The organism is Rhodococcus wratislaviensis (assembly GCF_900455735.1).
Classification (GTDB): Bacteria; Actinomycetota; Actinomycetes; order Mycobacteriales; family Mycobacteriaceae; genus Rhodococcus_F; species Rhodococcus_F wratislaviensis.
The window spans coordinates 151,575-178,209 of record NZ_UAUI01000001.1 but is presented as its reverse complement, the minus strand read 5'-3'; the positions used below and the strand labels follow the sequence as shown (position 1 = coordinate 178,209).

1 protein-coding gene (running past one end of the window) is annotated in these 26,635 nt (G+C 69.2%); it reads left to right on the top strand.

Going from position 1 to position 26,635, the window contains the following annotated elements; translation table 11 throughout:
- A protein-coding gene (locus DTA22_RS00700; RefSeq protein WP_245973261.1) for a non-ribosomal peptide synthetase crosses the window boundary here: on the top strand, positions 1 to 26,635 show its 3' portion. 2,909 nt of this gene lie to the left of the window's left edge; only the last 26,635 of its 29,544 coding nucleotides appear in the window; its start codon lies off the left edge, out of view; its stop codon occupies positions 26,633 to 26,635.

The following is a 26,635-nucleotide window of genomic DNA, read 5'->3' as shown; positions in this document are numbered from 1 at the left end:
CTTCGCCGCATCGTCGGCCGACCTCGTGCACCCCCGGACGGTCACCGAGGAGACCCTTCTCGGGATCTTCCGCGACGTCCTCGGCCTGCCCGAACTGAGCGTCGACACCAGCTTCTTCGACCTCGGCGGCAATTCGCTGACGGCAACCCAGGTCGTGTCCCGGGTGAACACCGCCCTCGGTGTGCGGATCGGGGTTCGGGACCTCTTCCAGTCGCCGTCGGTGTCGCAACTGGCCGCCGCCGCGGCACAAGCCGGTTCGCACACCGATCCGCGGCCGGCACTGGAGGCGCGGCAACGGCCCGACCGCGTGCCGCTGTCCTTAGCGCAGCAACGGATGTGGTTCCTCAACCAGTTCGACACGGCGTCGCCCGCCTACAACCTGCCGATCGCGCTGAGGCTGACCGGTGTACTCGACCGCGACGCCCTGCGCAGAGCGCTCGGCGACGTTCAGGAACGCCACGAGGCGCTGCGCACCGTCTTCCCCGACAGCGCCGACGGACCCCACCAGCGGGTCATGCCCGCCGTGAGCCTGCTGGCCGGCCACGATCCGATCGACGTCGACGCCGATTCGCTCACCGCCGCGGTGACGGCCCTCGGCGGCACCGGATTCGACCTCAGCACTGACACACCGCTGCGCGCCGGGCTGTTCCGTGAGGCGCCCGAGCGGCACGTCCTCGTCCTCGTCGTCCACCACATCGCCGCCGACGGCTGGTCGATGACACCACTCGCCGCCGACGTGATGGTCGCGTACGCGGCGCGCGCCGCCGGGCACGCACCCATCTGGGCGCCGCTCCCCGTGCAGTACCTCGACTACAGCCTCTGGCAGCGGGACCTACTGGGGTCGGAAGACGACCCGAACAGCCTGTCCGCCAAGCAGATCGCACACTGGCGGGCAGCGCTCGCCGGCGTGCCGCAGCTGATCGAGCTGCCCACCGACCGCACGAGGCCCGCCGAGATGTCGCACCGCGGCGGGCGCGTCGAGTTCACGATCCCCGCCGACGTCCACGGGCGTCTCGTCGATCTCGCACAGAGCACCGGCACGACGCCATTCATGGTCACGCACGCCGCGCTGGCCGTACTACTCCGCCGGCTCGGCGCCGGATCGGACATCGTGATCGGCACGCCCGTCGCGGGACGCGGCGAGGAGGCCCTCGACCACCTCGTCGGGATGTTCGTCAACACCCTCGCGCTCCGCACGACCGTCGACCTCGGTGACACGTTCGAGGACGTTCTCGCCCGGACCCGCGCCGCCGACCTCGCCGCCTTCCAGCACGGCGACGTCCCGTTCGAGCGCCTCGTGGAGGTGCTCAGCCCCGCCCGGTCGTCGGCGCACCATCCGCTGTTCCAGGTGATGCTCACGTTCCAGAACACGGCGAACACCCGGGTGGAACTCGACGGACTCGAGGTCGAGGCCGCCGAGATCGACGTCCACGTGGCGAAGTTCGACCTGCAGCTCACCGTTGTCGAGCAATTCGACTCCGCCGGCGCCGCCGCGGGTCTGGCCGGGCAACTGTCCTATGCGACAGACCTGTTCGACGAGAACACCGTCGTGTCGATCGGCGAACGGTTCGGCAGGCTCCTCGACGTGGTCGTCGACAACCCGCCGGTCTCGGTCGGCGACATCGACCTGCTCGACGCGGACGAACGGTCCGCCCTCGCGGCGGCCAACGCGACGGACCACCCGGTACCGGCAGACACTCTCGTGTCGTTGTTCGCGGCCCAGGCCACCGCCACTCCCGACGCGGTGGCGCTGGTATTCGAGGACCGGTGGCTGACGTACGCCGAATTCGACGAGCACACAGACCTCCTCGCCCGCTACCTGATCAGAAGTGGAGTGGGACCGGAGTCCGTCGTCGCGGTCGGGATGCGCCGTTCGATCGATCTGCTCGTCGCCGTCTATGCGATCGTGAAGGCTGGCGGCGCCTACCTGCCGATCGATCCCGATCACCCCGCCGAGCGCACCGCGTACGTGCTCGACACCGCCCAGCCGGTGTGCGTGCTGACGCGCGCCGCCGACGACACCACCTTCACTACCGCCGCACCGGTGGTGAACATCGACACCCTCGACCTTCCCGACGAGGACCCGGACCCGATCTCCACCGCGCTCACCGCGGGCAACGCGGCGTACGTGATCTTCACGTCCGGGTCGACGGGCCGGCCGAAGGGTGTCGCGGTCACCCATGGTGCGATCGTGAACCGCCTGCTGTGGATGCAGCACGAATACCGGCTGAGTCCGGACGACGCGGTGATGCAGAAGACTCCGGTGACGTTCGATGTGTCGGTGTGGGAGCTGTTCTGGCCGCTGCAGGTCGGTGCCACGCTGGTGATCGCCGCGCCGGACGGACACCGCGACCCCGACTACCTCGCCACCCTCATCCGTCGGCACCGCATCACCACGATGCACTTCGTGCCGTCGATGCTGTCGGTGTTCACTGCGGAACCGGCTGTGGTGGAATGTGATTCGTTGCGGTTGGTGTTCTGTTCGGGTGAGGCGTTGACGCCGGAGCAGGTGTCGCGGTTCCGGGCGGTCAGTGCTGCTGAGCTGCACAATTTGTACGGGCCGACGGAGGCCGCGGTCGACGTGACGTTCTGGGAGACCGGTGCTGCGGACACGGTGACGGTGCCGGTCGGGCGTCCGGTGTGGAACACGCAGTTGTATGTGCTCGATGCGCGGTTGCATCCGGTGCCGAGCGGGGTGGCGGGGGAGTTGTATCTGGCGGGTGATCAGCTGGCGCGGGGGTATCTGAATCGTCCGGATCTGTCGGCGGATCGGTTCGTGGCGAACCCGTTTGTTGCGGGTGGGCGGATGTATCGCACGGGGGATCTGGTGCGTCGTCGCGCGGATGGGGTTGTGGAGTATGTGGGGCGTACTGATTTCCAGGTGAAGTTGCGGGGGCAGCGGATCGAGTTGGGGGAGATCGAGGCGGCGCTGGAGACGCATGCGGATGTGTCGCAGGCGGTGGTGGTGGTGCACCGCGACGACCGCGGCGAGGACGCGCTGGTGGCGTATCTGGTGGGGCGGCGGGCGGCCGACTGGTCCGACGTGCGCGCACACCTGTCCGCCCGCGTCCCGTCGTACATGATCCCGGCGCACGTCGTGCACCTCGACGCCCTGCCGCTGTCGGTGAACGGCAAACTCGACCGCAAGGCCCTGCCCGCACCGGACCTCGACGCTGCGACCACCGAATACGTGGCGCCGCGGACCCCCGCCGAGGAGGTCGTCGCCGGTGTGTTCGCCGAAATCCTGGGGGTCGAGCGGGTCGGCATCCACGACCACTTCTTCGACCTCGGCGGCAACTCCCTCGTCGCCACCCGACTGGTGTCGCGACTGCGCACGGCGCTCGGCGTTCCGGTGTCGCTGCGCGACGTCTTCGATGCGCCGACCGTCGGCGGGCTCGCGCAACGGTACGAGGGCGTCGACCGCGACGCACACCTCTCGAGTCCGGCTCTGGCCCCGCAGGTGCGGCCCGAGCGAGTGCCGTTGTCGCCCGCCCAGCAGCGGGTGTGGTTCCTCAACCAGTTCGATACCTCGAGCCCCGTCTACAACCTGCCTCTCGCCGTGCGGTTCTCGGGTGACCTCGACGTCACGGCACTGAGTCGCGCGCTCCGTGACGTGCTGAACCGGCACGAATCGCTGCGCACCGTGTTCCCCGGTTCGGACACGGGACCCTGGCAGCGCATCCTCGACGCCCAGGACGTCGACCTCGGCGTCACCGTCGTCGAGGCCCGGGAGGCCGACCTCGACAACTCGATCCGGGCGTTCGCCCTCACCGGCTTCGACGTCACCACCGAGATCCCCGTGCGCGCACGACTGCTGCGCGTACGGGACGACGAACACGTGCTGACCTTGGTGGTGCACCACATCGCCGCCGACGGATGGTCTTTCGCGCCGCTGTCCCGCGACCTGATGCTCGCGTACGCCGCGCACAGCGGCGGCCACGACCTGCAGTGGACGCCGCTGCCGGTGCAGTACGCCGACTACACACTCTGGCAACGAGAACTCCTCGGCGCGGAGGACGACCCGAACTCCCGGGCCGCCCGTCAACTCGACTATTGGGGAACCGCACTGTCCGGGCTGCCGGACAGCATCGCCCTGCCCACCGACCGAGCCCGACCTGCGGTCGCGTCGAAACACGGCGCGACCCTGTCCTGGGAGATCTCAACGGAACTGCACCACCGCCTGTCGACCCTGGCCCGCACACAGAACGCCACCCTGTTCATGGTCGCGCACTCCGCCCTGGCGGTGCTGCTCGGCCGGCTCAGCGCGACCACCGACATCGCGATCGGCACGCCCGTCGCCGGCCGAGGCGACCGCGACCTCGACGACCTGGTCGGCATGTTTGTCAACACCCTCGTGCTCCGCGCGCAGGTGGACCCGGCGTCTCCGTTCACCGAACTGGTGCAGCAGGTCCGAGACGTGGACCTCACCGCGTTCGCCCACACGGATGTGCCGTTCGAACGTCTCGTGGAGCACCTGAACCCCACCCGCACCGCTGCCCACCACCCGCTGTTCCAGGTCGCCCTGTTCTTCCAGAACCACGCACCCGCGCACCTCGAACTCCCCGGCCTGTCGGTGTCGAGCGAACCGGTCCTCCCCGACGTCGCCGCATTCGACCTGCAACTCGTCCTCACCGACACCCACGGCGCCGACGGCAGGCCCGGCCCCATCGCCGCCGAATTCAACTACGCCACCGAACTGTTCGACGAGAGCACGATCCGCTCGTTCGGCGCACAGTTCGTCCGGATCCTCGAAGCCGTCACCGCCGCACCGCAGACGCCGGTCGGCGACATCGCGATCGCCGACCCCGCCGCGCGCCTCCGTGAACTGTCCGAGTGGAACGCCACAGACCACGACGTTCCCGTCACCACCCTGCCAGATCTGTTCGACGCACAGGTGGCGCGCACTCCCGGCGCGACGGCCCTGGTCTTCGGCACCGCCTCCTTGACTTACGCCGAGCTCGACGAGCGGGCGAACCGACTCGCCCGGTATCTCGTGTCGTGCGGTGTGGGTCCCGAGTCGCGGGTCGCGCTGGCGATGCGGCGCTCGCTGGACCTCGTGGTGGGAATGTACGCCGTCGTCAAGGCGGGCGGCGCCTACGTGCCCGTCGACCCGGATCATCCCGCCGACCGCATCGGATACGTGCTGCAGTCTGCCGGGCCGGTACGCGTCCTGACCACGAGTGCGGATCGCACCGCAATTCCGTCCGGCGTCGAGGTGGTCACCATCGACGACCTGGACCTGACCGACTTCTCCGCCACGCGCGTCACCGACACCGCTCGGTTGCTTCCCCTGCGCGCGGGCAACACCGCCTACGTCATCTACACGTCCGGGTCCACCGGTAAACCGAAGGGGGTGGCGGTGCCGCACGCGGGCATCGTCAACCAGTTGCTGTGGATGCAGTCGGAATATGCGCTCACCGAACGGGATGTGTTGTTGCAGAAGACGGCAACCACCTTCGACGTCTCCGTGTGGGGATTCTTCTGGCCGTTGCAGGTCGGCGCCACCATGGTGCTGGCCGCCCCGGACGGACACCGGGATCCGGCCTATCTCGCACGCACGATCGACGAGCACGAGGTGACGATCACCGACTTCGTGCCGTCGATGCTCGACGTCTTCATCGCCGCGGCCTCGGCAACCTCCTGCGTCACCCTGCGGCACGTGTTCGTGATCGGCGAGGCGCTTCCCCCCGAAACCTCGAGTCGGTTCCGGGCCTTGTCGTCCGCCGGACTCCACAATCTGTACGGGCCCACCGAGGCCGCGGTGTCGGTGACGTACTGGGAGACTTCCGACGCCGACGACACCACGGTGCCGATCGGGGTGCCGGAGTGGAACACCCAGGTGTACGTGCTGGATTCGCGGTTGCACCCGGTGCCTGCGGGAGTGTCGGGGGAGCTCTACCTCGGTGGCATCCAGCTCGCGCGGGGGTATCTCGGCCGGGTGGATTTGACGTCGGATCGGTTCGTGGCGAATCCGTTCGGTGGTGCCGGGGCGCGGATGTACCGGACGGGCGATCTGGTGCGACGCCGGAAGGACGGGGTGCTCGAGTACATCGGGCGGACCGATTTCCAGGTGAAGTTTCGTGGTCAGCGGATCGAGCTGGGTGAGATCGAGACGGTGCTGCGGTCGCATCCGGATCTGACGGGTGCTGCCGTTCTCGTCCACTCGGATGCCACGACGGGCGATCATCTCGTGGCGTATGTGGTTCCCGCGCCCGATCGCGCTGTCGACGCCGCGGCATTGCGCGCGTACGCGTCCGAAGCACTGCCCTCGTACATGTTGCCGTCGGCGACGATGCTGCTCGACGAGTTCCCGCTGAACACGAGCGGCAAGCTGGACCGCAAGGCCCTCCCCGCGCCGGAATTCTCCTCGGCTGCGGGTGAATACATCGCACCGTCCACGACCGTCGAACACTCCGTCGCTGCGGTGTTCGGCACGGTACTCGGACTCGACCGGGTGAGTGTCCACGACAGTTTCTTCGACCTCGGCGGCAACTCACTGATCGCTACCCAGCTGGTGTCCCGGATCCGCAATGAACTCGATGTGCCGCTCGCGGTGCGGGACCTGTTCGAGTCGCCGACCGTCGCGGAACTCGCCGCCCGACTGTCGCAGTGCGGCAGTGCGGACACCCGGCCGGCGCTGACCCGGCGGGAGCGGCCGGAACAGGTTCCGTTGTCGCCGGCCCAGCAGCGCATGTGGTTCCTCAACCAGTTCGACCCGTCGTCCCCTGCCTACAACCTGCCGTTCGCGGTGCGGTTCACCGGGACACTCGACCGGGCGGCCCTCGAGGCGGCCATCGCCGACCTGATCGACCGCCACGAAACGCTGCGCACGGTGTTCCCGGATTCGGCGACCGGCCCGCACCAGGTCGTGCGCGACACCGTCGACGCACGCCCGACCCTGTCTGTCGCGGCCGTCGGTGAGGACGAACTGGAGACCGTCCTCGGACGTTTCTTCGCCACCGGTTTCGACGTCACGATCGACCTGCCGGTCCGCGTCACGCTGATCCGGGTGGGCGCCGACGACCACGTACTGGCACTGGTGGTGCATCACATCTCCGGCGACGGCTGGTCTATGGCACCGATGGTGCGCGACGTGATGATCGCGTACGCGGCCCGCACACGGGGCGAGCGACCCACCTGGACGGCGCTTCCCGTGCAGTACGCCGATTACGCCCTCTGGCACCGTGACCTGCTCGGCGAAGAATCCGACCCCGACTCTCTCGCGGCCCGGCAACTCGACTTCTGGACGAACACCCTCGCGGGTGTTCCCGACGAGCTCGATCTCCCGGCGGACCGGCTGCGACCCGCGGAGCAGTCCTACCGCGGTCGGCACGTCGACTTCGCCGTCGGCGCGTCCACGCACCGCGCGCTGGCTGCACTCGCACAGTCCCGGCGGGCCACGCTGTTCATGGTCGTGCACACCGCACTCGCCGTCCTGCTCGGGCGTCTCAGCGCCTCCTCGGACGTCACCATCGGCACGCCCGTCGCGGGCCGCGGCGAACGCGAACTCGACGATCTGATCGGCATGTTCGTCAACACGGTGACCCTGCGGACCCCCGTCGATCCGGGTTCGGCATTCACCGACCTGCTCGACCACGTCCGGGACGCGGATCTCGCGGCGTTCTCCCACGCCGACGTGCCGTTCGAACGGCTGGTGGAGGTGCTCAGCCCCACCCGGCACGCTGCCCGGCACCCGTTGTTCCAGGTGATGCTCACCTTCCAGAACCTGGAGCAGACCACACTCGAACTCGACGGACTCACCCTGCGCGGACTCGACACCGACATCGACGTCGCGAAATTCGATCTGCACTTCACCCTCGTCGAGCGGTTCGCCGCCGACGGCGATCCCGACGGGATCACCGCGCAACTGACGTACGCCTCGGATCTGTTCGACGAGGACACGGCTGCCTCCATCGCCGCGCGATTCACCGCAATCCTCGGTGCGGTCACCACGGACGCCGGGACGCGTGTCGGCGACATCCCGTTGCTCGACACCGACGAGAGCGCCGCCCTGAGGCGCTGGAACTCGACCGACCACGACGTTCCTGTCGCCACGCTGCCGGATCTGTTCGATACGCAGGTGGCGCGCACCCCGGGCGCGACGGCGGTGGTGTTCGAGGGCGCTGCACTCACATACGCGGAGTTCGATGCTCGGGTGAACCGGTTGGCGCGGTACCTGGTCTCGTGTGGTGTGGGGCCGGAGTCGCGGGTGGTGCTGGCGATGCGACGCTCGCCGGACCTGGTGGTGGGCATGTATGCGGTGGTGAAGGCCGGTGGTGCGTATGTGCCGGTCGATCCGGATCACCCGGTCGATCGCATCGGCTACGTGCTCGCCTCGGCGAGGCCGGTGTGTGTTCTGAGCACCGCCGCTGACCGCGGCGACCTTCCCGGTACGTTCTCGGTGCTCGAGATCGACGGGCTGGATCTGTCCGAGTTCGAGTCGAATCCGATCACCGATGCCGACCGGATCGCTCCGCTGCGCCCGTCCAATACCGCGTACGTGATGTACACGTCGGGGTCGACGGGGAAGCCGAAGGGGGTGGCGGTCCCGCATGCGGCGATCGTCAACCAGTTGGTGTGGATGCAGTCCGAGTACGGGCTGACCGACCGCGACGTGTTGTTGCAGAAGACGGCGACGACGTTCGACGTGTCGGTGTGGGGGTTCTTCTGGCCGTTGCAGGCCGGTGCGGCGATGGTGTTGGCGAGTCCGGACGGGCACCGGGATCCGGTGTATCTGGCGGAGGTGATCGACGAACAGGGGGTGACGGTCACCGATTTCGTGCCGTCGATGCTGGATGTGTTCGTTGCGTCGGTACCCGCCGGCTCGTGTTCGAGTCTGCGGCACGTGTTCGTGATCGGTGAGGCGTTGCCGCCGGAGACGGTGGTGCGGTTCGGGGACATGTCGACTGCCGGCCTGCACAATCTGTACGGGCCGACGGAGGCCGCGGTGTCGGTGACGTACTGGGAGACTTCCGACGCCGACGACACCACGGTGCCGATCGGGGTGCCGGAGTGGAACACCCAGGTGTACGTGCTGGATTCGCGGTTGCACCCGGTGCCTGCGGGAGTGTCGGGGGAGCTCTACCTCGGTGGCATCCAGCTCGCGCGGGGGTATCTCGGTCGGGTGGATTTGACGTCGGATCGGTTCGTGGCGAATCCGTTCGGTGGTGCCGGGGCGCGGATGTACCGGACGGGCGATCTGGTGCGACGCCGGAAGGACGGGGTGCTCGAGTACATTGGGCGGACCGATTTCCAGGTGAAGTTTCGTGGTCAGCGGATCGAGCTGGGTGAGATCGAGACGGTGCTGCGGTCGCATCCGGATCTGACGGGTGCTGCCGTTCTCGTCTACTCGGATGCCACGACCGGCGACCACCTGGCTGCCTACGTGGTGGCAGTGCCCGGCACTCAGTTGGATGTCGCGGACCTGCGCCGCCACGCAGCGGGTTCACTTCCGTCGTACATGCTGCCGTCGGCCGTGGTGCTGCTCGACGAGTTTCCGCTGAACACGAGCGGCAAGCTGGACCGCAAGGCCCTCCCGGCACCCGAGTTCGTCTCGAATGCAACCGAATACGTGGCACCTCGCAACAAGGGGGAGCAGACGCTCGCGAACGTGTTCGCCGACGTGCTGGATGCCGGCCGGATCGGTGTGCACGACAGCTTCTTCGATCTCGGCGGCAACTCGCTGTCCGTCACCCGGGTGACGGCGCGCATCACCGAGGCGACCGGAACCCGCCTGTCGGTTCGCGACGTGTTCGATGCGCCCACCGTGGCCGCACTGGCGTTGCGCATCGACTCCACCACCAGTGATGCGCGCCCGGCCCTGACCGCAGTGACCCGGCCCGCCCGCATCCCGCTGTCGCTCGCGCAGCAGCGCATGTGGTTCCTCAACCAGTTCGACGCCGACTCACCGGCCTACAACCTGCCGTTCGCGGTGCGGTTGTCCGGCGCGATCGACACGGCGGCGTTGGCGGCGGCGTTCGACGACGTCGTCGAACGTCACGAGTCGCTGCGCACGGTGTTCCCGGACGGCGGGGACGGCCCCGAGCAGATCGTGGTGCCCGCATCCGACGTCTCGGTGACACTGGAGCCGGTCGACGTGACCGAGATCGACCTCCTCGGCCGAATGGTGGCGTTCGCGTCCCGCGGATTCGACGTCACCGCGGAGACACCGGTACGGGCGATGCTCTTCCGCACGGCCCCCACCGAGCACGTCCTGGCGGTCTCGCTGCACCACATCGCGGCCGACGGCTGGTCGTTCGGACCACTCGGCCGCGACGTCATGGTTGCCTACGCGGCCCGCGCGCACGGGCAGACCCCACAGTGGGCGCCGCTCGAGGTCCAGTACGCCGACTTCAGCGTGTGGCAGCGGGAGGTTCTCGGCAGCGGGGACGACGCCGAATCCGTCATGGCCACCCAACTCGGATACTGGACGCGCACACTCGCCGGCGCGCCCGACGAACTGCGGCTGCCCTTCGACCGGCCACGTCCGGCTCAGCCGACGTTCGCCGGGCGGTCCGTGGGCTTCAGCATCGACCCCGACACCCATCGGGGCATTCAGCGTCTGGCCCGGGAACACGGGGCCACCACGTTCATGGTGGCCCACGCCGCGTTCGCGCTTCTACTGGGGCGCCTGTCGGCCACCGACGACGTCGCGATCGGCACCCCGATCGCCGGACGCGGCGAACGCGCACTCGACGACCTGGTCGGCATGTTCGTCAACACCCTCGTTCTGCGCACAGCCGTTCGGAACGGAGACAGCTTCGCCGAGTTGCTGCGCACGGTGCGCGACACCGACCTCGCAGCGTTCGCCCACGCGGACATCCCGTTCGAGCGGCTGGTCGACGTGCTCGCCCCGGCGCGCACCCCGGCGCATCACCCGATCTATCAGGTTGCGCTGTCGATGAACCCGGTGCAGGCGGACGAGTACGAACTGCCGGGATTGCGGATCTGCGTCGAGGACGTGGATCCGGGGGTCGCCAAGATCGACCTCCAGCTGACGTTGGGCGAGAATGTCGACGACACCGGAGCACCGTCCGGGATGCGTGCCGAATTCACCTACGCCACCGACCTGTTCGACGAGTCCACCGTCCGCGACCTCGGGTGGCGACTGCAGCGGATTCTCGCGGCCGTGATCTCCGACCCGGGCACCGCCGTCGGTGATCTCGACATACTTCAGGACACCGAACGGGAAGTCCTCGTCCCGGCAACGGGCGGGCCCGGACTCGCACCCGCCACGCTGCCGGATCTGCTCGCCCGTGCCGTGCGCAGCAACCCGGACGGCGATGCCCTCGTCGCCCCGACAGTGCTCGGTGCGTCCGTGGACGCCACCAGCACGCTCACGTACCGGGAATTGGACGCCGAATCGAACCGCCTGGCGCGACTGCTCGCCGCCATGCAGGTCGGTCCGGAGGTTTCCGTCGCGCTGGCATTGCCACGGTCGCTCGAGTCCGTGGTCGCAACCTGGGCGGTGGCGAAGACGGGTGCGGCGTTCGTTCCGGTGGATCCGGGTTATCCGTCTGATCGCATTGCGTTCATGTTGGCGGATTGTGGGGCGCCGATCGGTGTGACCACGGCCGCGCTGCGCGAGGGTTTGCCGGACTGCACGCACTGGATCGTCCTCGACGACGCCGAGTTCGTGTCGGCGCTCGCCTCGTATCCGGCGGATGCGGTCACCGACGCCGACCGCACCGGTGTGTTGTCGTTGGATCATCCGGCGTATGTGATTTACACGTCGGGGTCGACGGGTCGGCCGAAGGGTGTGGCGGTCACGCATCGGGGTGTGGTGAATCTGGCTGCGGACGAGCGGGACCGGTTGGGGGTGTCGGCGGGGTCGCGGGTGTTGCATTTCGCGTCGCCGAGTTTCGATGCGTCGGTGTTCGAGTTGGTGATGGCGGTGTGTGCGGGGGCGACGCTGGTGGTTGCGCCGACCAGTATTTTCGGTGGTTCGGAGTTGGCGGAGTTCCTTGCCGGGCAGCGGGTGTCGCATGCGTTTTGCACGCCGGCGGCATTGGCGTCGCTCGATCCGGCCGGGATACCGGGCCTCGAGACCGTCGTGGTGGCGGGTGATGTGTGTCCGCCGGAGTTGGTGGCGAGGTGGGCGCCGGGCCGGGTGATGGTCAATGCGTACGGTCCGAGTGAGGCGACGATCATGTCGTCGGCGACCGGTCCGTTGGTGCCGGGGCAGCGGGTGAGCATCGGGTCACCGACCGTGGGTGTCGACCTCGTCGTCCTCGACCACTGGTTGCGTCCGGTTCCGTTGGGGGTGCGCGGCGAGTTGTACGTCCTCGGGTCCAGCTTGGCTCGTGGGTATGTGCACAGGACCGGGTTGACGGCGGAGCGGTTCGTGGCGTGTCCGTTCGGCACCGGCGGGCGGATGTACCGCACCGGTGACGTGGTCCGCTGGATGACCGCCCCGGACGGACCCCCGGTTCTGGAGTTTCTGGGCCGCAGTGATTTTCAGGTGAAGATCCGGGGTTTCCGGATCGAGCTGGGTGAGATCGATGTGGTGTTGGCGGCGCATGAGGTGGTGGAGTTCGCGCACACGGTCGGGTATGACGACGGTTCCGGGAGCAGTCGTCTGGTGTCGTATGTGTTGCCGGCGCCGAATGTGGTGGTCGATACCGGTGCACTCGCGGGGTTCGTGGGGGAGCGGTTGCCGGGGTATATGGTGCCGTCGTCGATCATGGTGTTGGAGTCGTTGCCGCTGACGGCGGCGGGCAAGCTCGACCGCAACGCCCTCCCCACACCGGTGTTCGCGCGCCGCAGCGAATTCACGGCGCCCCAGACCCCGGCCGAGGAGGCGATCGCCGCCGTCTTCGCCGACGTGGTTGGCGAGCCGTCGATCGGGTTGGACGACAACTTCTTCGACCTCGGCGGCAACTCGCTGTCCGCCACCCAGGTCGTCTCCCGGGTCGGTGCGGCGCTGGGAACACGCATCTCCGTCCGCACCCTGTTCGACCACCCCACCGTGCGCGAACTCGCGATCGCCGCGCTGTCCGAGACAACGGTCGAGCGGCCCGCCCTCGTCGCCGGTGAGCGGCCCGCGCTGATCCCGCTGTCGCCGGCGCAGCAGCGGATGTGGTTCCTGAACCAGTTCGACACCGCCTCGGCCGCGTACAACATTCCGCTCGCGCTGCGCATGTCCGGCAGGATCGATGTCGCAACCCTGCGTGCGGCGCTCGGCGACGTGCTGGAGCGGCACGAGGCGCTGCGCACCGTCTACCCGGCGACCGAGAACGGGGCGCATCAGGTGATCGTCCCGGTGGAGTCGATCCCCCTCGATCTGACACCGTCACGTCTGTCCGGTGAAGACCTGACCGGTGCGATCCTGCGGCACGCGTCCGCCGGGTTCGACGTCACCACCGACCTCCCGCTGCGGGTCCACCTGTTCCGTGAGAGCCGCTCGGAGCACATCCTGCTGTTCGTCGTCCATCACATCTCCGCGGACGGCTGGTCGTTCATTCCCCTCGCCTCCGATGTCATGACGTCCTACGCGGCCCGGACCACCGGTGACACGCCGGCCTGGGACGCGTTGCCGGTGCAGTACGCCGACTACGCGGTGTGGCAGCGTCAACTGCTGGGCGACGAGCACGATCCGCAGTCGCTGGCCGCCGGCCAGATCGCCTACTGGAAGCGAACACTCGCGGATCTGCCGGACCAGGTCGAACTGCCCACCGACCGCCCCCGTCCGCCGGCTCCGTCGAACCGCGGCGGCACGGTACGGCTGGCCCTGGACGGCGACGACCATCTGCGTCTGCTGGACGTGGCGCGCACCCACCACGCCAGCCTGTTCATGGTCGTCCACACCGCACTCGCCGCGCTCCTGTCCCGGATCGGGGCCGGCCCCGACGTCGCGATCGGAACATCCGTCGCGGGCCGCGGCGAGCAGTCCCTCGACGGACTCGTCGGCATGTTCGTCAACACCTTGGTGCTGCGCACCGACGTGCAACCCGAATCGACGGGCGCCGAACTGCTCGAGCAGGTCCGGCGCGTCGACCTCGAGGCGTTCTCCCATGTCGACGTGCCGTTCGAGCAGCTGGTCGACGCGATCAACCCGACCCGTTCCACCGCGTTCCACCCGCTGTTCCAGGTGGCGCTCGCACTGCAGAACCTGCGGACCCCGACACTCGAACTGCCGGGACTGGAGGTATCCGCGCTCGAGATCGCATCGCCGATCGCCAAGTTCGACCTCAACTTCGTGCTCGGCGAACGCCACGACGACGAGATGAACCCGGCAGGGCTCGATCTCGAACTCGGCTACGCCAAGGACCTTTTCGACGAGGACACCGCGCTGCGGATCGGCGAGTCCTTCCTCCGGGTCCTGACAGGACTGACCCGCGATCCTCGAACCACGGTCGGCGACCTCGACCTGCTCGGCGACGATGCCCGGCTGCGTCTGCTCGCACTGTCACACGGCGCGACACGGGAGACGGCGCAGCCCACCCTCGCCGGTCTCCTCGACAAACAGGCACGGACGACGCCGGATGCCGATGCGGTGCTCTGGCGCGACACGACGCTGACGTACGCGGAGTTCGATGCCCGGGTGAACCGCCTCGCGCGCAGGCTCATCGGCGACGGTGTCGGCCCCGACGTCGTCGTGGCGATCGAGATCCCGCGGTCGCTCGACCTGCTCGTCGCGGTCCACGCCGTGGTGAGGGCAGGCGGCGCCTACACCCCACTCGATCCCGGTCAACCGGCGCAGCGCAACAGCGACATCGTCGAGCAGTCCGCCGCATCCCTGGTGCTCACGAGCAGCGCGCTGCTCACACCGACCGCGACGACACGGTACGGGGTGCGGGCGATCGTCCCCGCAGACCCGGACCCGGCAGAGTTCGGCGGGGAGCCGATCCGCGCCGACGAACGGGTCGCGCCGCTGCGCCCGGACAACACGGCGTACGTCCTCTTCACCTCCGGTTCCACGGGGCGGCCCAAGGGGGTCGCCGTCTCCCATGCGGCGATCGCGGCGCAACTCGCATGGCTGCGTGAGCAGTACGCGCTCGGCACCGCCGACACGATGCTGCTCAAGACCCCGGTGACGTTCGACGTCTCGGTGTGGGAGTGCTTCGCGCCGCTCGTCTCCGGCGGCCGGCTCGTCGTTGCCGAACCCGACGGGCACCGCGACCCCGAGTACCTCGTGGGCGTCCTTCGCGCACACGGCGTCACCGTCGTGCACTTCGTGCCGGCGATGCTGGCGGCCCTGACGTCCGGCCCCGGCCTCGAGGACCTGCCGGCGCTGCGGCAGGTGCTGGTCGGCGGCGAAGCGGTGTCCCCGGAGACGATCGACGAGTTCCGGGCGTCCCATCCCGCGGAGATCGACAACACGTACGGACCCACCGAGGCGGCGGTGACCACCACATTCTTCGCGGCCCGGTCCGACAACTCCGACACCGTCCCGGTCGGTCTGCCCGTCTGGAACACCAGCACCCTCGTTCTGGACGGCCGACTGCGCCCGGTGCCGGTCGGTGTGGCGGGAGAGCTGTACCTCGGTGGCGTCCAGCTCGCCCGCGGATACCTGTCCCGCCCCGACCTCACCGCCGAACGCTTCGTCGCCGACCCCTTCTCCACATCGGGCGCGCGGCTGTACCGCACTGGCGACCTGGTCCGCTGGAACGCGGCGGGCCGGCTCGAGTACCTCGGGCGCACCGACTTCCAGGTGAAGGTCCGCGGATTCCGCATCGAACTCGGCGAAATCGTGTCGGCACTGCTTCGTCACGAAGACGTGGAGCAGGCGATCGTCGTCCCGCATTCGGACCCGCACGCCGGCGATCACCTGGTCGGGTACGTCGTGCCGAGGCGCGGAATCACACTGGACCCGGACGCCGTGCTCGCCGAGGCGGCGGGCAGCCTGCCCTCCTACATGATTCCGTCGCTGCTGATCACGCTGGCGGAACTGCCGCTGACACCGAACGGCAAAGTCGACCAGAGAGCCTTGCCCGCACCGGTGTTCACCGTGACGGCGGACTACACGGCGCCCCGCACCGAGACCGAACGCCTCGTCGCCGGGATCTTCGCCGAACTCCTCGGCGTCCCCCGGGTCGGCGTCGACGACAACTTCTTCGAACTCGGCGGCAACTCCCTGTCCGCCACCAAGCTCAGCACCCGCATCGGCGTGGCGGCGGAGATACGCGTCGCCATCCGCGACGTGTTCGACGCCCCCACCGTCGCGGCCCTGGCCCGGCGACTCGACGGGCACGGTCCGTCCGCCGCGATCGCACCCCTGACAGCGGCGGTCCGCCCCGACCGGATCCCGCTGTCACTCGCGCAGCAGCGGATGTGGTTCCTCAACCAGTTCGACACGTCCTCGCCCGCATACAACCTTCCCGCCGCGGTCCGGCTCACCGGACCGTTGGACACGGCGGCGCTGGCCGCGGCGATCGACGATCTGATCACCCGGCACGAATCGCTGCGGACCGTCTTCCCCGATTCCCGGGGCGGACCGCACCAGGTGATCCTCGAACCCGGAGAGTTCACCCCCGACGTCGCACCGGTCCGCGTGAGCGAGGCCGGGCTGCGCGCGGATCTCCAGCAGTTCCTGCTGACCGGCTTCGACGTCTCCCAGGCCGTGCCACTGCGGGTGAAGGTGTACTCGCTCGGCGACACCGAGCACGTGCTCGCCCTCGTCGTCCATCACATCTCCGCCGACGGCGTGTCGATGGAACCGCTGATCCGGGACGTGATGATCGCGTACTCGAGCCGCGCGGCAGGCCAGGCGCCCACCTGGGTGCCGCTGCCGGTGCAGTACGCCGACTACGCGCTGTGGCAGCGGGACGTGCTCGGTGCCGAATCCGACCCGGGCAGCCTCGCCGTCGCCCAGCTCGAGTATTGGACCCGGACACTCGCCGGTGTCCCGGACCAGTTGTATCTGCCGGGCGACCGGGGCAGGCCGGCCGTTCCGTCGCATCGGGGCGCGGCGACCCGTTTCACCCTGGACGCCGACACGCACCGGGCCCTGGCCGAGCTGGCACGCGCGCACGGCGCCAGCATCTTCATGGTCGCCCACGCCGCGCTCAGCGTCCTGCTGGGCCGGCTCAGCACCACCTCCGACATCACCGTCGGCACGGCTGTCGCCGGCCGCGGCCGGGTGGAACTCGACGACATCATCGGCATGTTCGTCAACACCCTCGTGTTGCGCACGACGCTGGACCCGGGGGCGTCGTTCGTGTCGCTGCTCGAACAGGCCCGGGACGTCGACCTCGAGGCGTTCGCCCACGCGGACCTGCCGTTCGAGCGGCTGGTGGAGGTTCTCAGCCCGGTCCGCTCCACCTCGCACCACCCGCTGTTCCAGGTGGCGCTCGGCGTGCAGGCGGTCTCCGCCGACCGACTCGAACTGGACGGACTGTCGGTGGAACCGCTCGCACTCGACGCGAGCATCGCGAAGTTCGACCTGCACTTCACGCTCACCGAACGGCTCGACGACACGGCCGAGGCGGCCGGCATCGACGCCGAACTGGTCTACGCGACAGATATTTTCGACGAGAGCACCGCCGCCGGGTACGCGACCCGGCTGCGGCGGATCTTCGAGGCGGTCGTCGCCGACCCGCAGCGGCCGATCGGCGACATCCCGGTCCTCGGCGACGAGGAATACGCGGCGCTCACCCCGGTGCGCGGCGCCGACGCGCGACCGGTGCAGATGCTGCCCGAGATCCTCGCCGACGCCGTCGCCGCGGCGCCCGACGGACCCGCCGTCGTCTTCGAGGGTGAGAGCCTCACGTACCGGGACCTCGACGAACAGTCGAACCAGCTGGCCCGGTTGCTCGTCGACAGGGGAGTGGGACCCGAAACCCGGGTCGCGCTGGCGCTTCCGCGGTCCTTCGAATCCGTGGTGGCCGTGTGGGCAGTGGCCAAGACGGGTGCCGCCTTCGTGCCCGTCGACCCCGGCTATCCCGCGGACCGCATCCTGCACATGGTGCAGGACTCCGGGGCGATGGTCGGGATCACCGTGTCCGCCAAACAGGATCTCCTCCCGGACTCGATCCGGTGGATGCTCCTCGACGACCCGGCACTCGAGGTGCGCTGCACCCAGGAATCCCGGTTGCCGCTCACCAACCGCGACCGCATGCGGCCGATCCTGTCCGACCAGGTGGCGTACGTCATCTACACATCGGGGTCCACCGGCCGGCCCAAGGGGGTCGCGGTCACGCATCGCGGTCTGATGAACCTGGTGACCGACGAGCGTGAGCTCCTCGGGCTCACCTCCCGTTCGCGAACACTGCATTTCGCGTCCCCGAGCTTCGACGCCTCGGTGTTCGAGATGCTGATGGCACTCGGCGCGGGAGCCACGATGGTCATCGCCCCGCCCACGATCTACGGCGGATCGGAACTCGCCGAACTGCTCGCCGCCGAGCACGTCACCCATGCGTTCTCCACTCCGGCGGCGCTGGCGTCGGTAGACCATCACGGGCTCGACGACCTTGCCGTCGTCGTGGTCGCCGGTGACGTGTGCCCACCGGAACTGGTGGCCCGCTGGGCGCCCGGGCGTCGCATGGTCAACGCGTACGGCCCCAGCGAGGCGACGATCATGTCGTCCATCACCGAACCCCTCCGCGCCGGCGAACCGGTCACCATCGGCGGACCGAGCCGCGGAGTGCGGGCACTCGTGCTGGACGGCCGGCTGCGTCCCGTGCCGGTGGGCGTGCCGGGCGAACTGTACGTCGCAGGCCCGAGCCTCGCCCGCGGCTATCTCGGACGGCCGGGACTGACCGCCGAACGCTTCGTCGCCGACCCGTACGGCGAGCCCGGCGACCTGATGTACCGCACCGGCGACCTCGTCCGGTGGCGGGAGAACCGCGTCCTCGATTTCGTCGGCCGCACCGACCACCAGGTGAAGATCCGCGGGTTCCGGATCGAACTCGGCGAGATCGATGCCGCGCTCACCGCACACCCGCAGATCGAGTACGCCACCACGATCGGATACGAGCACCCGAACGGGGAGACCTCCCTCGTCGCCTACGTGCTGCCGTTCACCGGTGAGGACGTGGACCGGGTCGAGGTCGCGAATTTCGTCGGGCGCACCCTGCCCGCCTACATGGTTCCCGCCTCCGTCACTCTCCTCGACGCCCTGCCGCTCACCCCGGCGGGCAAGCTCGACCGGGCCGCGCTGCCCGAGCCGATCTTCGCTGCCGCGGCCACGACATTCGAGGCACCGCGGAACCCGATGGAGGTGATCGTCGCCGGCATCTTCGCGGACATCCTCGCGTTGCCCGAGATCGGCATCCACGACAGCTTCTTCGATCTCGGCGGCAACTCGCTGCTCGCCACCCAGGTGGTGTCGCGGATCAACGCCGCACTCGACGTCCACGTCGGGGTCCGTGAAGTGTTCGAGTCGCCGACCGTCGCCGCGCTCGCGGCACACATCACCGAGACCACCACCCACGGTGTGCGACGCCCCGCGCTGACGGCGAAGCCCCGTCCCGAACACATTCCGCTGTCGCTCGCCCAGCAGCGGATGTGGTTCATCAACCAGTTCGACACCGCATCGCCCGCCTACAACCTGCCGGTCGCGCTCCGGTTGTCGGGCGAGGTGGACCTGCGTGCCATGCAGATCGCGATCGCCGATCTCGTCGGGCGGCACGAGGCGTTGCGCACCGTCTATCCCGACTCCGCCGACGGCCCGCACCAGGTGATCGTGCCCGCCGCAGACGCGGTGCCCGACCTGACACCGGTGGCGGCGCACCCCGACGACGTCCTCGAGCGGGTGCTCGCACTCGTGACGACAGGCTTCGACGTGACCGCGGACGTGCCCCTGCGGGCGCGGATGTACCGGGTCGGCGCCGACGACTACGTGCTCGTGATGGTCGCCCACCACATCTCGGGGGACGGCTGGTCGCTCGCCCCGCTGGCTCGCGACGTGATGCTCGCCTACACCGCCCGCGCCGAGGGGCACGTTCCCCGCTGGACGCCGCTGCCGGTGCAGTACGCCGACTACAGCCTGTGGCAGCGGGAACTCCTCGGCGACGAGGCCGATCCCGAATCGGTCGCCGCTGCTCAGATCGCGTACTGGACCCGCACACTGGAGGGCCTGCCCGACCGGCTGTCCCTGCCGACCGACCGTCCCCGCCCCGCGGTCGCGTCGCACCAGGGCGCGCACGTGCCGTTCACCATCGACGCCGGCACCCACCGCGCCCTGCTGGCGCTCGCACGCGGCCGGAACACCTCCCTGTTCATGGTGATGCACACCGCGCTCGCGGTACTGCTCGCGCGACTGAGCAACGAGTCCGACATCGCTGTCGGCGCACCCATCGCCGGCCGCGGTGAGGAATCCCTCGACGAACTCGTCGGCATGTTCGTCAACACCCTGGTACTGCGCACCCAGGTGGACCTCGCGAGTTCGTTCGCGGACAGCCTCGCCGACGCACGCTCTGCCGATCTGAATGCGTTCGCGCACTCCGACATTCCGTTCGAGCGCCTCGTCGACGTGCTGAACCCGGCCCGGTCCCGCGCGCACCACCCGCTGTTCCAGGTCGCGTTCTCGTTCCAGAACCTCGCCACCACCACACTCGAGCTTCCCGGACTGCACGTCGAGGGACTCGACGTGCCGAACACGATCTCCAACTTCGATCTGCACCTGACATTGTCGGAGAAGCACGACGCCGACGGGTCCCCGGACGTGATCGAGGCGCAGTTCACCTACGCCACCGACCTCTTCGACGAATCCACCGTGCGGGCATTCGCGGAACGCTTCACCCGCGTCCTCGCGTCGGTCGTACAGGATCCGGACATGGCCGTCGGGGCCATCGACCTGCTCGACGGCCCCGAACGCCGTTCGGTCCTCGCCGAATTCAACGACACCGGCGTCGATCTGCCGCCGACGACACTCGACGAACTGTTCTCCGCCCAGGTGGCGCGCACACCCGAGAAGGCCGCGGTGTTCTTCGAGGGCACCGAACTGACGTATGCAGAGTTCGACCGCCGCGTCGACGCGCTCGCCCACCGCCTGATCGGTCGCGGGGTGGGGCCGGAATCCGTGGTGGGACTCGCAATGAACCGGTCGATCGAACTGCTGGTCGGGATGTACGCGGTGCTGCGAGCCGGCGGCGCGTATCTGCCGATCGATCTCACCCATCCGGCCGACCGACTCGCCTACGTGCTCGAGACCGCACGCCCGGTGTGCATCCTCAGCACGTCCGCGGACGGGTTCGCCGCCGAGACCGTCCCGGTCCTCGAGATCGACACCCCCGACCTCACCGCCTCACCACGCGGATCGGTGACCGATGCGCAACGCCTCGCCCCGCTGCGGCCGGAGAACACGGCGTACCTGATCTTCACGTCCGGGTCCACCGGCAGACCCAAGGGTGTCGCCGTGACCCACGCCGCCATCGCGAACCAACTCCGCTGGAAGCAGCACGAATACCCGCTGGGCACCACCGACGCCGTCGTGCAGAAGACACCCGTCACGTTCGACCTGTCGGTGTGGGAACTGTTCTGGCCGCTGACCTCGGGCGCCCGACTCGTCATCGCCCGCCCGGACGGTCACCGCGACCCGGCCTACCTGGCGGACCTGATGCGTCAGCAGCGCATCACGACAGCACATTTCGTGCCGTCCCTGTTGGAGGCCTTCGTGGCGACCCCGGGTGCGGGGGAGCAGCCCGCCCTGCGGCGAGTGCTGTGCATCGGCGAGGCGCTGCCCGTCGACACCGCCGCCCGCTTCCGCCGCCGGTTCGGGACCGTCGCGCTGCACAACCTGTACGGGCCCACCGAGGCCGCCGTGTCCGTGACCGCCTGGACACACACCGAGACCGACGTCGACACCGTTCCCATCGGCGGACCCGAGTGGAACACGCAGGTGTTCGTGCTGGATGCCCGGCTGAACCCGGTCCCCGTCGGGGTGGCGGGTGAGCTGTACCTGGCCGGTGAGCAGCTGGCCCGCGGCTACGTCGCTCGCGCCGACCTGACGGCCGAACGTTTCGTGGCCAACCCCTTCGGCACACCCGGTTCGCGGCTCTACCGCACCGGCGACGTGGTCCGCTGGCGCGTCCGGGACAGCACGGGCGTCCTCGAGTACCTCGAGCGCTCCGACTTCCAGGTGAAGGTCCGCGGGTTCCGCATCGAACTCGGCGAGATCGAGTCCGCACTGGTCGCGAGCGCGGGGGTGGGGCAGGCCGTCGTCGTCGCCCACCAGCACCCGCACACCGGGACCGCCCTGGTCGCGTACGTGGTCCCCGAGGACGGCGCCACCGTCGACTCCGCCGCGGTGCTGGCCGAGGTCGGCGCCGCGGTGCCGCGCTACATGGTGCCCGCTGCCCTCGTCGTGCTCGCGCAACTGCCCCTGACCTCGAACGGCAAACTCGACCGCAAGGCCCTCCCCGCACCCGACTTCGCCTCGGCGACGGTCGAATACCGCGCTCCCGCGACACCCACGGAGGAAGCGGTTGCGGCTGTGTTCGCCGACGTGCTCGGCGTCGAACAGGTCGGTACCGCCGCGAACTTCTTCGACCTCGGTGGCAACTCCCTCGTCGCCACCCGGGTGATCGCCCGGCTGTCCGAGCGACTCGGGCGCCGTGTGGAGATTCGAACCCTGTTCGAGGCGCCCACCGTCGCCGCCCTTGCGGCACTGCTGGATTCGATCGAGGCGACCGCACCCGCCCGCCCGGCGCTGACACCGGCGGTGCGCCCCGAACGGATTCCGCTGTCGTCGGCGCAACACCGGATGTGGTTCCTCAACAGGTTCGACCCGAACTCCGCGGTGCACAACATTCCCGTGGCGGTCCGGCTGTCGGGCGCGCTGGACGTCGACGCACTGCAGCATGCGGTCGCCGACGTCGTCGGTAGGCACGAGTCGCTGCGGACGGTGTACCCGGACTCCGCCGACGGCCCGCACCAGGTGATCCTGCCCACCGACCGGGTGGGGGGCGAACTGTCCGTCGTCACGACGGACGAGGCTGCGCTGCCCGCGCTGATCGCCGGCCTGGTGACCACCGGATTCGACGTCACCACGGAGGTTCCGGTGCGGGTGCGGGTCTTCCGCATGTCCGCGACGGAGCACGTTCTCGCCCTGGTGGTCCATCACATCTCCGGCGACGGCTGGTCGATGGCGCCGATGGTGCGGGACGTGATGACGGCGTACGCGGCGCGGTCGGCGGACACCACGCCCGACTGGGCGCCGTTGCCGGTGCAGTACGCCGACTACGCACTGTGGCAGCGGGCGCTTCTCGGCGACGAGACCGATCCCGAATCGGTCGCGTCGCGGCAACTCGCGTTCTGGAAGCAGACCCTGGCGGGCGCACCGGATCAGCTGGACCTGCCCACCGACCGCCCGCGTCCCGCGGTCGCGTCGTACCGGGGCGGCACCGTCGACTTCGCCGTGCCGGCCGACCTGCACGGCACGCTCCTGGGTGTGGCGCGGGACGCGAACGCGTCCCTGTTCATGCTCGTGCACTCGGCGCTCGCGGTGTTGCTGAGCCGACTCTCCGGCACCGGGGACATCGCGATCGGCACCCCCGTCGCGGGTCGTGGCGAACGCGAACTCGACGACCTGATCGGCATGTTCGTCAACACGCTGGTCCTGCGCCAGCAGGTCGACGGAGGCCGGACCTTCGCCGAAGTGGTCGCCGACGTGCGCGAGACCGATCTCGCCGCCTTCTCCCACGCGGACGTTCCGTTCGAGCGCCTCGTGGAGGTCGTCAATCCGTCGCGGTCCACCGGGCGGCATCCCCTGTTCCAGGTGATGCTCACGTTCCAGAATCTCGACCAGGCGACCCTTCAACTGGGTGACCTGTCGGTGAGCGGCGTCGACTTCGATGTCGACATCGCCAAGTTCGACCTGCAGCTCACCCTGATGGAGCAATTCGACTCCGAGGGAAGTCCGGACGGGATCGCAGCCCGCCTCACGTACGCCTCCGACCTGTTCGACGAGCCGTCCATGCACGTGTTCGGACAGCGGTTCCTGCAGGTTCTACGGGCGGCCGCCGACGGTCCGGACACCGCGGTCGGCGACATCGACGTCCTCGGCAGCGGCGAACGGAAGCAGATCGCCGCCACCAACGCGACATCGCACGATGTGCCCGCCGGCACCCTGGCGTCGCTGTTCGACGCGAGGGTCGCGGCGGGCCCCGACCGGATCGCGCTGATCTTCGACCGGGACGAGTTGACGTACGCCGACTTCGACGCCCGCGGGAACAGGCTGGCGCGCCGACTGATCGAGCAGGGCGTCGGCCCCGAGTCGGTGGTGGCGGTCGCGATGCGCCGTTCGATCGATCTGCTCGTCGCGATCTACGCCGTCGTGAAGGCCGGCGGCGCCTACCTGCCGGTGGATCCGGACCATCCGGCCGAGCGCACCGCGCATGTACTCGACACCGCACAGCCGGCATGTGTGCTGGTCAGCGGTGCCGGACTCCCCGGCGGCGGATCGGTCCCCGTCATCGACGTCGCGTCCGAGGACGTCTCCGGCTTCGACAGCTCGCCCGTCACCGACGCGGACCGGCTGTGGCCGCTGACCCCGGCGAACACGGCGTACGTGATCTTCACGTCCGGGTCGACGGGCCGGCCGAAGGGTGTCGCGGTCACCCATGGTGCGATCGTGAACCGCCTGCTGTGGATGCAGCACGAATACACCCTGACCAGCGCGGACGTCGTCCTGCAGAAGACTCCGGTGACGTTCGATGTGTCGGTGTGGGAGCTGTTCTGGCCGCTGCAGGTCGGTGCCACGCTGGTGATCGCCGCGCCCGACGGACACCGCGATCCGCGGTACCTGACGGGGCTGATCCAGGAACGTCACGTGACGACCACCCACTTCGTGCCGTCGATGCTGTCGGTGTTCACTGCGGAACCGGCTGTGGTGGAATGTGATTCGTTGCGGTTGGTGTTCTGTTCGGGTGAGGCGTTGACGCCGGAGCAGGTGTCGCGGTTCCGGGCGGTCAGTGCTGCTGAGCTGCATAATTTGTACGGGCCGACGGAGGCCGCGGTCGACGTGACGTTCTGGGAGACCGGTGCTGCGGATACGGTGACGGTGCCGGTCGGGCGTCCGGTGTGGAACACGCAGTTGTATGTGCTCGATGCGCGGTTGCATCCGGTGCCGAGCGGGGTGGCGGGGGAGTTGTATCTGGCGGGTGATCAGCTGGCGCGGGGGTATCTGAATCGTCCGGATCTGTCGGCGGATCGGTTCGTGGCGAACCCGTTTGCGGGTGGGCGGATGTATCGCACGGGGGATCTGGTGCGTCGCCGCGCGGATGGGGTTGTGGAGTATGTGGGGCGTACCGATTTCCAGGTGAAGTTGCGGGGGCAGCGGATCGAGTTGGGGGAGATCGAGGCGGCTCTGGAGACGCATGCGGATGTGTCGCAGGCGGTGGTGGTGGTGCACCGCGACGACCGCGGCGAGGACGCGCTGGTGGCGTATCTGGTGGGGCGGCGGGCGGCCGACTGGTCCGACGTGCGCGCACACCTGTCCGCCCGCGTCCCGTCGTACATGATCCCGGCGCACGTCGTGCACCTGGACGCCCTGCCGCTGTCGGTGAACGGCAAACTCGACCGCAAGGCCCTGCCCGCACCGGCCGCCCGGTCGGCGGCCGACGAGTACCAGGCGCCGCGAACGGCGGCCGAGCGCGCTGTCGCCACGGTGTTCGCCGACGTGCTCGGGATCGACCGTGTGGGAGTCACGGACAGCTTCTTCGACCTCGGCGGCAACTCGCTGATCGCCACCCGGGTCGCGTCCGCGCTCGGGTCCGAGCTGGGAATCGACTTTCCGCTGCAATGGATGTTCAGCGATCCCACGCCGCAGTCGCTGGGACAGCGCATCCAGAAGTGGACGAACGACGGGGTCGACGGTGCCGGTGCGTCACTCGACGTGCTTCTGCCGATCCGCACGAGAGGGACGGCGGAGCCGCTGTTCTGTGTGCACCCGTTCATCGGGCTCGCGTGGAGCTACGCGGGGCTCGGCCGCGAGCTGACCCAGGACCGGCCGATCTACGGGCTGCAGTCGCCGGCGCTGACCGAGGACGAGCCGCATCCGGAGACGATCACCGATTTCGCCGGCCGCTACGTCCGGGAGATCCGGTCGATCCAGCCGCACGGCCCGTACCACCTGGTGGGGTGGTCGCTGGGCGGGGTCATCGCTCACGAGATGGCAGTGCAGTTGCAGGACGCCGGTGAAGAGGTGCGTCTGCTGGGGCTCCTCGACAGCTACGTCGGGATCGACCGCAGTGTGGAGAACTCCGCGACCACCGCCGATCTTCTCGGCGGTGTCGGCCTGGACCTCCCGGACGACAGTGTGCTCGACGAACTCGCGCCGGACGGGCAGTTCGACGCCGAGCGGGCCGCCGCTCTGCTGCGGGTCGTCGGAGGGCCGCTGGCGGCGCTGACCGCTGCGGAGCTGGAGCGGATCTACGGCAATGCGCTGCGGGCCCCCGAACTGATCGACGCACACCGTCCGAGGGTGTTCGACGGCGATCTGGTGTTCTTCACCGCCGCCCTCGACGACGGCTTCCACGTGGACCCGGTGACCTGCTGGGGCCGGTTCGTGAACGGGAACATCGACGAGCATCCGGTGGACGCGACGCACTGGACGATGACGACGCCGGACGCTCTCGCCGCGATCGCACCGCACCTCGAGCGTTCGCGCCGCCGGCCGCGGCATGCCGCACCCGACACCGGCAAGGACAGCGATCCCGACGACAGCGCGAACCGACCGCACTCGGTGCGCTGA